We start from the raw sequence: 14,059 nt of genomic DNA, 5'->3' as shown, positions 1-14,059 counted from the left end.
GCGGCGCCATCGTGACAACCATATGAAATCCACATAAACCATTTCATTTCCACAAAAATTTATGGAATCTTGCGCAAGCCGCCTAGACTTGCAGGCCATGCATGCACCACTTCTGATTGCCCAGCTTTCCGACCCGCACATCGGCACCGGCCCCGACTTTCTGGGCGGCCGCATGGACACCGAGCGCGCCTTGCGCCAGGCCGTGGCCCATGTCGCCGCCATGGAGCCCCTGCCCGACCTGGTGTTGCTGACCGGCGACCTGACCGAGCGCGGCAGCGCCGCCGAGTACGCGCTGGTGGCCGACGCGCTCGCGCCGCTGACCATGCCCGTCCATGCCGTGCCCGGAAATCACGATGACTCCAAGAGGGCGCGCTCCGCGCTGGGCCGCTACATGCCGGTGGCGCACGATGCGCCGGAGAATGCGTGCTGCTATCACTTTGAATTCCAAGGCCTGCATTGCGTGGCGCTGGACACCGCCGTGCCCGGGCGCTCGCACGGCGCCTTGGGCGCGCAGCAACTGGCCTGGCTGGAGCGCACGCTGCAAGACTGCAGCGGCCAGCCGGTATTGATCTTCATGCACCACCCGCCGCTGCCCACCGGCATCGAAGCCATGGACGCCTGCAGCCTGCTCGAAGGCGGCGAGCGCCTCGCGGCGCTGATCCGCGCGCACGGCCAGGTGCAGGGCCTGCTGTGCGGCCACCTGCACCGCGCGGTGCAGATGCAGTTCGGCGGCGTGCCGCTGCACGTGGCGCCGTCCGTGGCGCACCAGGTGGCGCTCGATCTGCGCCCCGGCGCAAAGCTGCACGCCCGGCTGGAGCCGCCCAAGATCTCTCTGCACCGGTGGACGCCGCTGCACGGACTTTGCACCCACTCGAGCTACATCGAGACCCAGGGCCCGGCGCTCGCACTGTGAGGCCGCTCCACGCCCCATACGCCCCCACCATGATTTCTCCCCCGCCCCCGCAGCTCGCATTGTTTGACCTCGACCACACCTTGCTCGATGGCGATGGCGATGACCTGTGGTGCCGCTTTCTGCTGCGCCACGCTCTGGTGCCGGCCGAGGCGCAGGCGCGCAACGAACAGCTGTGCGCGGACTATCGCGCCGGTCAGGTGAGTGCGCAGGCGTTCAGTGCGTTCTACGCACGTCTGCTGGCCGGGCGCTCGCCCGCCCAATGGAGTCCATGGCAGGACCGGTTTCTGGCCGAGGAGATTCGACCTCGCCTGCCGCCAGCGGCATATGATTTGGTGGCCTCGCACCGGGCTGCCGGCCACACCGTGGTGCTGACCACGGCCAGCAACCGCGTGATTGCCGAACGCACGGCCGTGGAGCTGGGCTTTTCGCATTGCCTGGCAACCGAGCTGGCCCTGGTCGACGGCATTTTTTCCGGCGAGGTCGAGGGCATCCCCAACATGCGCGCCGGCAAACTGCAGCGCATGCAGACCTGGCTGGCTCGGCAGGGACTGCCGGCCAGCGCGCTGGCCAGCGCCTTTTTCTACAGCGATTCCATCAACGACCTGCCGCTTCTGAGCGAGGTGGGACAGCCAGTGGCCGTCAATCCGGATGCCCGGCTGCTGCAGCACGCGCTGGCCCACGGCTGGCGCGTGCTCGATGTGCTCGGCGCAGCGCAACCACGCTGTTGAGCCTGCCCAACCCGGCATGAATTTTCCGGCCCTGCCCGATCGGCCGCCCGCGATCGGCGAAAATGCGGCATACGGACGGCGCGATCAGGGTATCGCGGCGGCGTCCGTTCAAGGCTACGGCTTGCCCTCCGAGCAGATTTGCTGAAGATGTTCGTTTGTTTATGACAATAACAAGAGGGCCGTTTCGCCAGGATTTCCTGCGCGATGAAGTGCTGGCCGACCTTTTCGAGGCAACGGCCGCACGCCAGCCAGGGCATGCGGCGCTGGTGTTCGCAGACCGGCAACTGAGCTACCGCGAGCTCGATGAACATGCCGATCTGATGGCCCACCACCTGATCGCGCAAGGCGTGCAACCCGGCGACATCGTGGGCCTGTGGCTGCCCCGGGGCATCGATCTTCTCGCCAGCCAGCTGGCCATCGCCAAGACCGGCGCGGCCTGGTTGCCGTTCGATGCGGACACGCCCGCCGAGCGCGTGGCGATCTGCCTTGAAGATGCGCAGGCCGTGGGCATCGTCATCGGCCATGGCCTGCCAACGCAGCTGCGCGCCGGCCCATGGGCGGTGTGGGACCAGACCGCCCTGCTCGCCAAGACCTCCGGGCCCTTGCTGCGGCGGCGCGCAGCGCGCCCCGAAGATCCCGCCTATGTCATCTACACCTCGGGCTCGACCGGCAAGCCCAAGGGCGTGCCCATCAGCCAGGGGGCGATCTGCCATTTCCTGCGCAGCGAGAACGCCGTGCTGGACGTGCGCGCCGACGACCGCGTGTACCAGGGCTTTTCCGTTGCCTTCGACATGTCGTTCGAGGAAATCTGGATCTCCTATCTTGTGGGCGCCACCTTGTGGATTGCGCCGCGTGAAATCACGGCCGACCCCGATGCGCTGCCACGCGCGCTGGTCGAGCATGGCGTCAGCGTGCTGCACGCGGTGCCGACCTTGCTGGCGCTGTTCGGCAGTGACGTGCCGGGCCTGAGGCTGATCAACCTGGGCGGGGAAATGTGCCCGCAGGCCGTGGTCGACCGCTGGGCCACGCCTGCGCGCCGGATGTTCAACACCTACGGCCCGACCGAAGCCACCGTGTCCGCGAGCATTGCCGAACTGCACGCAGGCCAGGCCGTGACGATTGGCGCGCCGCTGCCCAACTATGGGCTGCTGGTGGTCGATGCCGACCTGAACCTGCTCGACGCCGGCGAAACCGGCGAGCTGTGCATCATCGGCCCCGGCGTCGCCCAGGGCTACCTGGGCAGACCGGAGCTCACGGCCGAGAAATTCGTCGCCAACCCCTGGATGGCACACCCGCATGAGCCGCGCCTCTACCGCACCGGCGATCTGGCGCGCATCGATGCCCAGGGCCAGGTCCATTGCCTGGGGCGGGTCGACGACCAGGTCAAGGTCCGGGGGTTTCGCGTCGAGCTCGGCGAAATCGAAGCCAGGCTGAGCGCGCTGCTGCGCAATGGCGCGGCGGCCGTGGTGCTCAAGCCCGTCAACGACATCGACCAGTTGGTGGCCTACGTCGTTGCCGCCGGTCGCGACGCGCCCACGCCCGGCGATCTGCGCGCGCGCTTGCGCGAAGTCCTGCCGCCCTACATGGTGCCCAGCCACTTCGAGATCGTCGCCGGCATTCCGCGCCTGACCTCGGGCAAGATCGATCGCCAGGCCTTGCGCGCGCTGCCGATGAGCGCGCTCACCGCGCCCGCCGGTTCCGCGGGTTCCGACGCGGCGCAAAACGATGCCGAGGCCGCGCTGTTCGCGGTACTCGCGCGCCTGTTTCCGGGGCAGGCGCTGCGCGGATCGGTCGATTTCTTCGACGACCTCGGCGGGCATTCCCTGATCGCGGCGCGCCTGGTATCGACGCTGCGCGAGGATGCGCGATTCGTTCACATGACGGTGAACGACGTCTACCAGAACCGGCAACTCGCCGCCATCGCCGAAGCCATGCAAGCCGGCATGGCCAGGCTCGGCGGCGCGGCCCTGCCCGGGTTCGCGCCGGTTCCGCGCTGGCGCAGGATGCTGTGCGGCGCGGCGCAGGCGCTGGCATTGCCGTTCATGATCAGCCTGAATGTGCTGAACTGGCTCGCACCGTTTTTCACCTACCACTATTTCACCGGCGAACCCGGGGACAGCATTGCCTTCGCCGTGCTGGCTTCGGTGCTGGTGTTCCTGGGCAGTCACCTGTTCAGCCTGACGGTGGCGGTGCTCGGCAGCCGGCTGCTGCTGCAAGGGCTCAGGGCCGGCAGCTATCCGCTGTGGGGCCTGCACTATTTCCGCTGGTGGCTCGCCGACCGGCTGCAGCAGATCGCGCCGGCCTACCTGCTCTCGGGGTCCTCGCTGTACAACGGCTACCTGCGCGCCATGGGGGCGCAGATCGGCAAGGAGGTCGTGATCGGCTCGGTCACGATCCGGCACGCCCATCTGCTGCGCATAGGCGATGGCGCCAGCATAGGCTCGAACGTCAATCTGGAAAATGTGCGCGTGGAGCGCGGTGAACTGGTGGTGGGCGCCATCGATATCGGCGCCGAAGGCTATGTGGGCTCGTATGCGGTCATGGAGGGCGATACCGCGATCGCGCCATGGGGCCGGCTCGAGGGCCTGGCGGCGCTGGCGCGCGGCGCGCGCCTGGCCGCGCATGAAGTGTGGGATGGCGCGCCGGCGCAGTTCGTGCGCCTTCGCCCCAGCGGCGAGCGCGCGGCGCGCCCCGCGGTCAGCCGGGCGCGCCGCATGGGAGAGGCCATGTTCTTCGCGTTCGGTGCCGCGCTGACGGCGGTGCTGTTCTTTCTGCCCATCTTCCCGGCGTTTGCCTTGATCGATGCGCTGGAAGAGCGGGTGCTGGCGCCATCGCTGGAAGCGCATGGCTATGTGCTCGCGGTATTCCAGTACGCCTTGCTGGCCCTGCCCGCCAGCGCGGTGCTGATCGTGGGCACGGCGCTGATCGCCGCTGCCATCCGCTGGGCCGTGCTGCCCAGGCTGCAACCAGGAACCTGGCCGGTGCACAGCAACCTGTACTGCCGCAAGTGGCTGGCCAACCAGATCCAGGTGGCGAGCCTGCATGTGCTGCACGGCGTCTATGCGACGGTTTTCGTTCCCACCTGGTATCGCCTGCTGGGGGCGAAGATCGGCCGGCATGCCGAAATCTCGACCGCCATGGGCCTGATTCCAGACATGCTGACGCTGGGCGACGAGTCCTTCATCGCCGACGCGGTGATGCTGGGCGACGAGGAAATCGATGGCGGCTGGATGTCGATCGACCATACGGTCGTAGGCCGGCGCAGTTTCATCGGCAACGGCGCCTATGTGCCTGACGGCACCACCTTGCCCCCGGACATGCTGCTGGGCGTGCAGTCCAAGGCGCCCGCGAGCGAAAAGATGCAGCCCGGGCAGACCTGGGTGGGTTCGCCTGCAATCAGCCTGCCGGCGCGCGAAGTCCTGACGGGCTTTGCCGAGTCCCTGACTTTCCGGCCTTCGAAATGGCGTTGGCTGGGCCGCGCGACCGTGGAAGCGATGCGCATCGTGCTGCCGCTGTCGCTGGTCATAGGCGCGGGCTACGTGATTGTCCAGAACCTCATGCCCGTGGCCGCGCAGGAAGCCTGGCTGGAGCTGGCGCTCGACCTGGGCGTGGCCGGCATCTATTACGGCGTCGGCTGTTTCCTGTTCGTGCTGGCGCTCAAGTGGCTGCTGATCGGTCGCTACCGGCCGCGCGCCACGCCGATGTGGACGCCCTTCGTCTGGACCAGCGAAGCCTTGACCAGCATCTATGAGTCGATTGCCGTGCCCAACTTCCTCGAGTACCTGCGCGGCACGCCCATGATGCCGTCGATGCTGCGCCTCATGGGCGTGCGCATAGGCCGCGATGTCTACCTCAACACCACCGACATCACCGAATTCGACTGCGTAGAGATCGGCGACCACAGCGAACTCAATGCCTGGTCGGGCCCGCAGACCCACCTCTTCGAGGACCGGGTGATGAAGATCGGCCGTATCCAGATCGGGCAACGCGTGACGCTGGGCGTACGCACCACCGTGCTGTACGACACCGTGATCGGCGATGGCGTGCTGCTCGGACCGCTGACGCTGATCATGAAAGGTGAAAAGCTGCCGCCCGACAGCGCCTGGCATGGCTCGCCAGCCCAGTCATGGACGCCTTGACACCGCCGGCACCCATGGAGCCGGACCAGAGGCCGGCCTTGCGCGCGCTGCAGCCCGCAGTGTGGCGGCTGCAAGGCCAGCGCCGGCAACTGCGCGCCGAGGCCAGAGCGCTGCTGAAGGAACTGGTGGCCGGCTATCTGGGAACCAGCAGCGACAACACGCTGCTGCATTTCGTCCCCGGCCAGGCGCCGTTCGTGGACGCGCGCTGGCAAGGGCTGCGCTTGTCGATCAGCATCAGCTACAGCCAGGACCTGGCGCTGATCGCCCTGTGCCCCGGCGCACGCATTGGCATCGATGTGACAGAAACAGCCCCCATGCCGGATTGGGCAGCGGTGGCCAGGTCGTATCTGGGTCCGGCAGTGCTTGCGCGACTCGCGTCGGCCGATGGCGCAGCGCGCGACAAAGCGTTCGCGCTCGCATGGGCCGAACTCGAAGCGCGCGGCAAGTGCCTGGGGCTGGGATTGCAGGAATGGTCGGCAGAGCGGCACGCGCGCTTGCACGCGCCTGCCATCGAAGTGATCAGCAGTGCGCTCGAAGGGTTTGCTATTGCCTTGGCGCGCAATGCAAATAGGACGCAGCTCTAGAGAGCCGCTCTTTCTTGCGGACAATCCACCGGCACCGGGCCGCAGCCTCTACACTCTAGGTCCCCTTGGGGAGTAGCCTGCCTCCAGCTTCTGGAGGCGCCTGCGTCAACACACTCGGCATCTTGCATGCTGTGGCGCAGGCAGCCGTCTTTCGGTTGGCGAGACCATCGGCATATCACCGCGACGCAGGTCGGGCAGCGGAGGTATGCCGCTGCGTTTTCGCCCGACCGATTGACCGCAAAAATGAATATCACCGCGATTTCCCTGCTGGCGTTTGCCATGTCCACCGATGCGTTCGCTGCCGCGATCGGCAAAGGCACGGCGCTGCTCAAGCCGCGCTGGAGCGAAGCCTTGCGCACCGGCGCCATTTTCGGCGTCATCGAAGCGATCACGCCGGTCATCGGCTGGGCGCTGGGCTCGGCCGCGTCCGACTACGTCAAGGCCTGGGACCACTGGATTGCTTTTGTCATGCTCCTGCTGCTGGGCGGCCACATGCTGATCGGCGCGTTCCGGCCCGAAGCGCAAGCCGTGGAGAAGCCCAGGCGCCATGGCTTCTGGCTGCTGGTCGCCACGGGCTTTGCCACCAGCATCGATGCCATGGCGGTAGGCGTGGGCCTGGCCTTCCTGGATGTCAACATCGTCACGGTCGCGCTGGCCATAGGACTGGCCACGTTCACCATGGTCACTCTGGGCGTGATGCTGGGCCGGGTGCTGGGCAATGTGGTCGGCAGCTGGGCCGAAGGCCTGGGCGGCATTCTGCTCATGGGAATCGGCGCGCTGATACTGATGGAGCACCTGAACGCCGCCTGACGACCAGCGCAGGCCCGGTGCGCCTTCATCGCGCGGCCAGAACTATCGGCCTGCGCCAAAGATCCAGGGTTGCCAGCGCGTGCCCTGGATCAGGGTCTGGAGCATTGCCGCCAGTCCTTGCGCATCCTGTGCATCGAACCGGCCATGCAGGGGGCTGTCCAGATCCAATACCCCGACCACGCGCCCGTCGATCACCAGCGGCAGCACGAGTTCCGAATTGGACGCGCTGTCGCAGGCGATGTGGCCGGGAAAGGCATGCACATCGGGGACGATCTGGACCTGCATGGTCGCCGCGCAGGTGCCACAGACACCGCGGCCGATGTCGATGCGCGTGCACGCCACCCTGCCTTGAAACGGCCCCAGCACCAACGTCTTGTCTTGCCGCAGGTAGAAGCCAGCCCAGTTCAGACCGGGCACGGATTGAAAGACCAGTGCGCAGAACTGCGCGAGGTTTGCCAGCGGATCACGCTCGCCGGCGATCAAAGCCTGCCATTGGCGGTCGAGCAGCCCATAGGCCTCGCGCTTGCGCTGTGCGCTGGACATGTCCAGCAGCTGGGAGTTATCGATTTTCATTCTTCTCGCGTGTCGGGCGTCAGTGGCTGGGTGATGCACGCGTTCAAGCGCGACGCCGGCAACCGCTGCAGGAAATGGCTTTGAGCATCGGTATTGCAGCGTGGCATTGTGCGCTATTCAAAAAATGAATAGCGATGCAGTATTATCGCCCACTGCGGCTGCGCCGGCTGCGGTATTTCTCTTGCACGGACCGCTGAATGCGCCTGCGCCTACCCCTTTGATCGAATGCCTTTTGCGAGGCAATGGAGTGCCATGTTTCGACGTTTTTTCCTGTGCTGCGCGGCCTTCGCGCTGGCAGCGCCAGCCATTGCCGGCGAAGGTGTCCTGATCGCGGCCGGCGCCGGCTACCGCAAGCCCGTACTGGAGTTGCTGCAGACTTTCACCCGCGCCACGGGCATACAGGCCGAGGCCAGCTTCGGCAACATGAAGCAGGTGGAAATACAGGCGCGGCAAAACCCCGACATCGACTTCCTGATCGGGGACAAGACATTCCTCGAGCCCATGCAGCTTGCACAGGGCTTCGAGCACCTGGGCAAGGGCCAGCTGGTCCTGGCGGCCTCGAAGTCGCATGCCTTGAATGCGCTTGCCGATCTTGCCCAGCCGCAGTTCAAGCGCATCGCGATTCCCGACCGCACCAAGGCCGTCTACGGCAAGGCCGCGTACACCTGCCTGGAGCGCAGCGGGCTTTCGGCAGCGCTGCAACCCAAGTTGATCGAGGTGGCGACGGTGCCGCAAGTCAGCGCCTATCTGTCCACGGGCAATGTCGACGCCGGCTTCATCAATGCCACGGAAGCCCTGGCGCTGAAAGACAAGGTCGGCGCCAGCCTCGAGATATCAGCGCAATGCCATGAACCGATAGAACTGAGCCTGGCACTGCTCCAGGGCCGCGAAGCGACCCCTGCCACCAAGGCATTTCTGCGCTTCATCGCGACGCCGCAGGCACGCGAGGTCATGCAGCGCCACGGGCTCTGAGTCCGGCGCTGGCCCATGCTCTGCATCAGCGCGCCGGTGTGGCTGACCGCCCAGGTCATTGGCTGGAGCCTGCTGGCGCAGCTGATCGTCGGCGGCGCGACAGGCTGGGTGCTGGCGCGCCGCAAAGGGCCGGGCCGCCAGATCCTGGACATTCTGGTGACGCTGCCGCTGATCTTTCCGCCCATCGTGCTGGGCTATGCCCTCTTGCTGCTGCTGGGTCGCAATGGCTGGCTCACGCAATGGATGCCGGGCTGGCTGCAGCCCGAGATCATCTTCACGCCCACCGGACTGGTGGTGGCGGCCTTTGTCGCGGGCCTGCCCCTGATGGTCAAACCCACGCAGAACGCCTTCGCCGCCATCCCGGCCAGCATGCGCGAGGCAGCGGCCACGCTGGGCCACTCGCCGTGGCAGACGTTCTGGCGGGTGGAGCTGCCGCTGGCCAGGCGCGGCCTGGCCGCAGGATTGATCCTGGCGGGCGGGCGCGCCCTGGGCGAGGTCGGCCTGTCCCTGATGCTGGGCGGCAATATAACGGGCCGCACCGAGACTTTGTCGCTGGCAATCTTCAACCAGGTGCTCGATGGCAATTTCGACTGCGCCAACCAGCTGTCGCTGCTGCTGTGCCTGATTGCCATTCCGGCCTTCATGATGCTGCGCCGTCTGGGCTCCCTTTAGGCGCGGCGCTGGACGCAATGGTCCGCAATTGATCTGGGCAGACGCGTGCCTGGCGGCGGGTCCCTGGACTTCAGTGCACGCGGCACCGGCGCTGCCATGAATCTGTGAACTGGGCCGGTGATCGGCCGCCTGTGCGGTAATCCAGGCGGCTGCAGCCGCCCGGCTTGTATTCAAGGCGCTGAAGCTGGGGCAAACTACGCCCTACAACGGGCAGGCCGGGCCTATGCATGGCCGCCTGGCTTGAACTACGCGGTCCCCAACGAAACCCGGTGCAATACAGTCGAACGGTGCAAAGGGCGACCAGGCCCTTTTCGATGCAGGTTCCAACATGAAATCCATCAATGCAGGTGTTGCCCACGACGGGCAGAGCATGCCCAGCCCGGTGGGACGCCCCTTTCTCGCGGCAGGCGTCTTCATTGCACTGCTGACGGTGGTGTTGATTGCCACCAACGTGTGGCTCGCATCGCGGACCTATGATGCGGCCTGGTCGCAGACCACCAAGACCTCGAGGAATCTCGCTCACTCGGTGGCGAACCAGCTCGACAGCGTTTTCAGCGAGGTGGACCGGTTGCTCAACACCCTGGGCTACATGCTGGAGCAGCGCGACATGACTCCCGCGGACCTGGAGCCTCTGCAGCCCATCATGGTCACGCACCTGAGCCGCGCCGAGTACATGCACGGGCTGTTTGTCTATGGCGACGATGGGCGCTGGCTGGTGCACACCCAGCCCGTACAGTCCCGTCAGGCCAACAATTCCGACCGCGAGTATTTCATCGCGCACCGCGAAAGCCGCAGTACCCGCGTCCTGATCAGCAAGCCCGTGCAAAGCCGCTCGACCGGAGAATGGATCATTCCCGTGTCCAAGCGCATCGAGGATGCGGAGGGGCGCTTCGCGGGCGTGCTGCTGGCCACCGTGCGCGTCGACTACATCGTCAAGCTGCTCAATGGTTTCGACATCGGCCAAAAAGGCGCCATATCGCTGAGCCTGGCGGATGGAAAGCTTCTGCTGCGACGTCCCTACGCAGCGGAAGAACTGGGCCAGTATTTCGCCAACAATCCCTTGATGTCGGCGGTCAACAGCGCGCGCGCGGGAATGGTCAGGATCACCTCGCCGATTGACCGGGTCAAGCGTCTCGCGGCGTTCGAGCATCTGCCCAACAATCCGCTGTTTGTGACAGTGGCGCTGTCGGAAGAGGAGATCCTGGCCGAATGGCGCAGCGCCGCGCATGTTCAATTCGCCTGCATGTTGCTGGTGGTCTCCATCATCGGCGTTTCCTCGTGGTATGTGCTCAGGAGCATGAAGCTGCGCCAGACTTCGGACCGGGCGCTGCGCAGCGCCCATGAACAGATCGTGCTGGCGAACGCCCAGCTCGCGGAACTTGCGGAACATGACAGTCTCACCGGGATACTGAACCGCCGGGCGTTCGATCACCGCTTCGAAGACATCCTGGGGCAGGCCCGGCGCTACGGCCGCCCGGTTTCGGTGGTGCTTTTCGATGTGGACCACTTCAAGTCATACAACGACAACTATGGACATCCCGCGGGCGACGACTGCCTGCGCCAGGTGGCGGCGGCGCTCTCCAGCGCAATGCGCCGTCCGGGCGACGTGCTCGCGCGCTATGGCGGCGAGGAATTCGTCGCCATATTGCCCGACACCCCCGCCGACGGCGCCCGCGCGGTCGCCAACGCGGCCAGGCTTGAAGTTGCGCGGCTGCTTCTGCGGCATGAGGCGAGCGCCGACGGCATCGTCACCGTCTCGGCGGGGATTGCATCGGCCCATGCGGCAAGCGTCGATCTGACGTCAGCTGGATTGATCGGGCAGGCGGACAAGGCGCTTTACCGGGCCAAGCACGAAGGACGCAACCGGGTGGTGGTGGCGGAAACTCCGCAGGGCTGAGTCCCGGCGTTCGGCGCCCGGCTGCGTACCTGCAATTCGTCTGCCCACGCTGGCAGCACGCTTGTGCACGGCCACCCGGGCTGCCTGGTCCATGGCGATGGAAGGCGTGGCGCAAACAAGCCAGCAAGCCCTTCGCCAAACACCTGCCCATGGCGCCACCGCTCGCCTGCGGCCGGCTCTGCCCTGTGTCCAACCGCATTCCAATGGGGCTCAGCATCGGTACGCGAATTTTTTCCCGAAAAAGCGTTGACCCTCTCGTAACGGCAAGGTTTAGCATGCCTTCAATTCGAGAGGGAAAGCATGTTTTTCAAGATCGGCGAACTCGCCCGGCGTACCGGACTGACAGTGCGCGCATTGCGCCACTATGACGATATTGCGCTGCTGGTGCCCTCCGCCCGCTCCGCTGCCGGCTACCGTCTCTACGATCGCCAGGACGTGGCGCGGCTTTACCGCATCCAGGCCTTGCGCCGACTTGACCTGTCGCTGGCCGACATCCAGGGCCTGCTCGACAATGCGGCCGGCGGCATTGCCCAAGTCGTCGCCCGCCAGGTCGCGCAGCTCGACCATGAGATCGTGCAGGCATCGGCGCTGCGCACCCACCTGCTCGCCGTGCAGCGCCAGTTGCAGGCCAGCGAGGAACCCGGCATCGACGACTGGCTGCTGGCACTTGAAAGCATGGTCACGGGCGCGAAATACTTCAGCGACGACGAGCAGCGCACGCTCAAGGCCCAGCGCGACGGGTTCAGCGACGCCCTGGCGCCCGAGCGCGCCGCCTTGAGCGCGTGGCTGCAACGCCTGCTGGCAGCGGGCGTATCGTACGAGGATACGCAGGCCCAGGCCCTGGCGCAGCGCTGGATGGCCATGCTGCGCGAGGAAACCGCGGGCGACGAAGGTCTGCTGATGAAGCTCTACAGCATGCACTGGAACGAGCCGTCACTGCACGCGCTGACCGGAGTCGACCGCGCCGGCATGCGTTACATCGCGCACGCCATGGCCTTCGCCCGGCTGCAACTCTATGCCCCGCATTGCAGCGCCGAGGACATGGCCGCGCTGCGCGAGCACTACGTTGCGCAAACGCTGGCCTGGCCGCCGCTCATCGCCGAGGTCAGGCAACAGATGCTGGACCGCGCGCCCTGCGATGGCGCCGCCATGCGAGCCTTGGCGCGGCGCTGGCAGGCGCTGTCGCTGGCCAAGGCCGGCGGCAATACCGTACTGCATGCCAAGCTGCAGAGGGCCTTGCGCCAGGACGCGGCGCTGCGGGCCGGCTCCGGCATCGACGAGGCCCTGGCCGCCTATGTTGGGCAAGCCATGGCCCTCCTGGACAGCGCAGCCAACCCCTGAATACATCCTGAAGGCCCACCCATGCACGCTAGCGCACAGACAAATCCCCACTTCTTCACCGGCAACTATGCGCCGCTCACCGAGGAGCGCGACCTCGCGCAACTGCCCGTCGAAGGAACGCTGCCTGCCACGCTATCGGGCAGCCTGTACCGCGTAGGCCCGAATCCGCAGTTCGCCGCACGCGACAACAACTACCACTGGTTCTCCGGCGACGGCATGGTGCACGCCTTCCATATCAGCAATGGCAAGGTGTCGTACCGCAACCGCTGGGCGCGCACGCCTAAATGGCAGCTCGAGCATGCGGCCGGACACGCGCTTTTCGGCACTTTCGGCAATCCCGCGACCAGCGACCCGCTGGCGCTGGGCAAGAACGGCGGAACCGCCAACACCAGCATGCTGTGGCATGGCGAGCGGCTTTTCGCGCTCGAGGAGTCGCATCAGCCGTTTGAAATCGACGCCCGCACGCTTGACTCCAAGGGGCATCAGAGCTTCGGCGACCGCCTGGCCGCGCGCTGCACCGCCCACCCCAAAGCCGACCCCGACAGCGGCGAGCTGCATTTCTTCGCCTACTCGTGCGACCGGCCGTGCTCGCCCAGCATGCTCTATGGCGTGATCGACAGGAACTGCGAAGTCACGCAACTGCAGTCCTTCACCGCGCCCTACGCGGGCATGGTGCACGACTTCATGCTCACGCGCACGCATGTGCTGTTCCCCGTGACGCCGCTGACGTTCAGCATGGAGCGCGCCATGCGCGGCAAGCCGATGCTGGCCTGGGATGCGGGCCTGCGCACCCATGTCGGCGTGCTCAGGCAAGGCGCCGCGGCGCATACCATGCGCTGGTTCGACACCGACCCCTGCCATGTGTTCCATGTGATGAATGCCTGGGACGACGGCGACACCATCGTCGCCTACGTGATGCAATCGAACACCGCGCCCGGCCTGCCCGACGCCCAGGGCCGCCCTGGCGCGCCCGAAGCCATGGCCGCGCGCCTGTGCCGCTGGACTTTCGACCTGGCCTGTGCCGACACCGGCTTCGAGCGCGAATACCTCGACGAGCTGGTGGCGGAGTTTCCGCGCATCGACGAACGCTATACCGGCCGGCGCAACCGCTACGGTTTCTATACCTGCCATGCGACATCGCGTGCCCGTGACAATTCCGAAAGCGTGCTGTACGACAGCCTTGCGCGTTTCGATTTCGACACCGGCGAACGCCACCTGTACACACTGCCGCCGGGCGACGTGGTGTCCGAACCCGTTTTCGTGCCACGCGCGGCCGACGCACCCGAAGCCGACGGTTGGCTGCTCTCGGTGGCCTGGCGCGCGCAAGAACAGCGCAGCGACCTGCTGGTGTTCGACGCGCAGGATCTGGCAACAGGCCCCATAGCCGTGGCGCATTTGCCGCATCGGGTGCCTTTCGGCTTTCATGGAGG

The 14,059-nt window shown here is 66.2% G+C and carries 11 protein-coding genes and 1 riboswitch; of the genes, 10 read left to right on the top strand and 1 reads right to left on the bottom strand.

What is annotated here, in order from left to right:
* The first annotated feature begins 97 nt into the window (after window positions 1-97).
* The 5 genes from RR928_RS12335 (at window position 98) to mntP (ending at window position 7,174) form a co-directional block, all read left to right on the top strand.
* Window positions 98-913 (top strand): phosphodiesterase, encoded by an 816-nt coding sequence (locus RR928_RS12335; RefSeq protein WP_332537529.1) that lies wholly within the window; start codon window positions 98-100, stop codon window positions 911-913.
* Window positions 914-942: 29 nt separating this feature from the next.
* Window positions 943-1,641: an HAD family hydrolase gene (locus RR928_RS12330; protein WP_332548285.1), complete on the top strand. Its 699-nt coding sequence runs from the start codon at window positions 943-945 to the stop codon at window positions 1,639-1,641.
* A gap of 161 nt (window positions 1,642-1,802) precedes the next feature.
* A complete protein-coding gene (locus tag RR928_RS12325) occupies window positions 1,803-5,780 on the top strand; it encodes a Pls/PosA family non-ribosomal peptide synthetase (protein WP_332682699.1) in 3,978 nt (1,325 codons plus the stop codon).
* 38 nt (window positions 5,781-5,818) lie between these two features.
* A complete protein-coding gene (locus RR928_RS12320) occupies window positions 5,819-6,364 on the top strand; it encodes a 4'-phosphopantetheinyl transferase family protein (RefSeq protein ID WP_332537532.1) in 546 nt (181 codons plus the stop codon).
* A 61-nt stretch (window positions 6,365-6,425) separates the two neighbouring features.
* Window positions 6,426-6,596, top strand: a riboswitch (yybP-ykoY riboswitch).
* A gap of 11 nt (window positions 6,597-6,607) precedes the next feature.
* Window positions 6,608-7,174, top strand: a complete 567-nt coding sequence (mntP, locus tag RR928_RS12315; RefSeq protein ID WP_332537533.1) for a manganese efflux pump MntP — start codon at window positions 6,608-6,610, stop codon at window positions 7,172-7,174.
* Between the two features lie 42 nt (window positions 7,175-7,216).
* On the opposite strand, the gene RR928_RS12310 is transcribed toward mntP, so the two are convergent.
* Window positions 7,217-7,747 carry a GAF domain-containing protein gene (locus RR928_RS12310; protein WP_332682697.1) on the bottom strand — a complete coding sequence of 177 codons (531 nt, stop codon included), beginning with the start codon at window positions 7,745-7,747 and terminating at the stop codon, window positions 7,217-7,219.
* A gap of 252 nt (window positions 7,748-7,999) precedes the next feature.
* Here RR928_RS12310 and modA point away from each other — a divergent pair, with 252 nt between their 5' ends.
* The 5 genes from modA to RR928_RS12285 form a co-directional block, all read left to right on the top strand.
* Complete coding sequence (modA, locus tag RR928_RS12305) at window positions 8,000-8,719, top strand: molybdate ABC transporter substrate-binding protein (RefSeq protein WP_332537535.1); 720 nt, start codon at window positions 8,000-8,002, stop codon at window positions 8,717-8,719.
* Window positions 8,720-8,734: 15 nt separating this feature from the next.
* On the top strand, window positions 8,735-9,391 hold the full coding sequence (gene modB, locus RR928_RS12300) for a molybdate ABC transporter permease subunit (RefSeq protein WP_332537536.1): 657 nt from the start codon (window positions 8,735-8,737) through the stop codon (window positions 9,389-9,391).
* Window positions 9,392-9,719: 328 nt separating this feature from the next.
* Window positions 9,720-11,288, top strand: coding sequence for a sensor domain-containing diguanylate cyclase (locus RR928_RS12295; protein WP_332682694.1), 1,569 nt, complete (start codon window positions 9,720-9,722; stop codon window positions 11,286-11,288).
* A gap of 300 nt (window positions 11,289-11,588) precedes the next feature.
* Window positions 11,589-12,629: a MerR family transcriptional regulator gene (locus RR928_RS12290; RefSeq protein ID WP_332548290.1), complete on the top strand. Its 1,041-nt coding sequence runs from the start codon at window positions 11,589-11,591 to the stop codon at window positions 12,627-12,629.
* A gap of 21 nt (window positions 12,630-12,650) precedes the next feature.
* A partial coding sequence (locus RR928_RS12285; protein WP_332682692.1) for a carotenoid oxygenase family protein occupies window positions 12,651-14,059 on the top strand: 1,409 nt, incomplete at its 3' end.

This window comes from Comamonas sp., assembly GCF_036666375.1.
In the GTDB taxonomy this organism is placed as follows: domain Bacteria; phylum Pseudomonadota; class Gammaproteobacteria; order Burkholderiales; family Burkholderiaceae_C; genus Comamonas.
The sequence above is the reverse complement of the archived record's forward strand: the minus strand, read 5'-3'. Positions and strand labels throughout refer to the sequence as shown.

Bases quoted from the DNA above. Each gene is read 5' to 3' on its own strand.
- RR928_RS12335 (WP_332537529.1), top strand. From the start codon at position 98: ATGCATGCACCACTTCTGATTGCCCAGCTTTCCGACCCGCACATCGGC.
- RR928_RS12330 (WP_332548285.1), top strand. From the start codon at position 943: ATGATTTCTCCCCCGCCCCCGCAGCTCGCATTGTTTGACCTCGACCAC.
- RR928_RS12325 (WP_332682699.1), top strand. From the start codon at position 1,803: ATGACAATAACAAGAGGGCCGTTTCGCCAGGATTTCCTGCGCGATGAA.
- mntP (WP_332537533.1), top strand. From the start codon at position 6,608: ATGAATATCACCGCGATTTCCCTGCTGGCGTTTGCCATGTCCACCGAT.
- RR928_RS12310 (WP_332682697.1), bottom strand. From the start codon at position 7,747: ATGAAAATCGATAACTCCCAGCTGCTGGACATGTCCAGCGCACAGCGC.
- modA (WP_332537535.1), top strand. From the start codon at position 8,000: ATGTTTCGACGTTTTTTCCTGTGCTGCGCGGCCTTCGCGCTGGCAGCG.
- modB (WP_332537536.1), top strand. From the start codon at position 8,735: ATGCTCTGCATCAGCGCGCCGGTGTGGCTGACCGCCCAGGTCATTGGC.
- RR928_RS12295 (WP_332682694.1), top strand. From the start codon at position 9,720: ATGAAATCCATCAATGCAGGTGTTGCCCACGACGGGCAGAGCATGCCC.
- RR928_RS12290 (WP_332548290.1), top strand. From the start codon at position 11,589: ATGTTTTTCAAGATCGGCGAACTCGCCCGGCGTACCGGACTGACAGTG.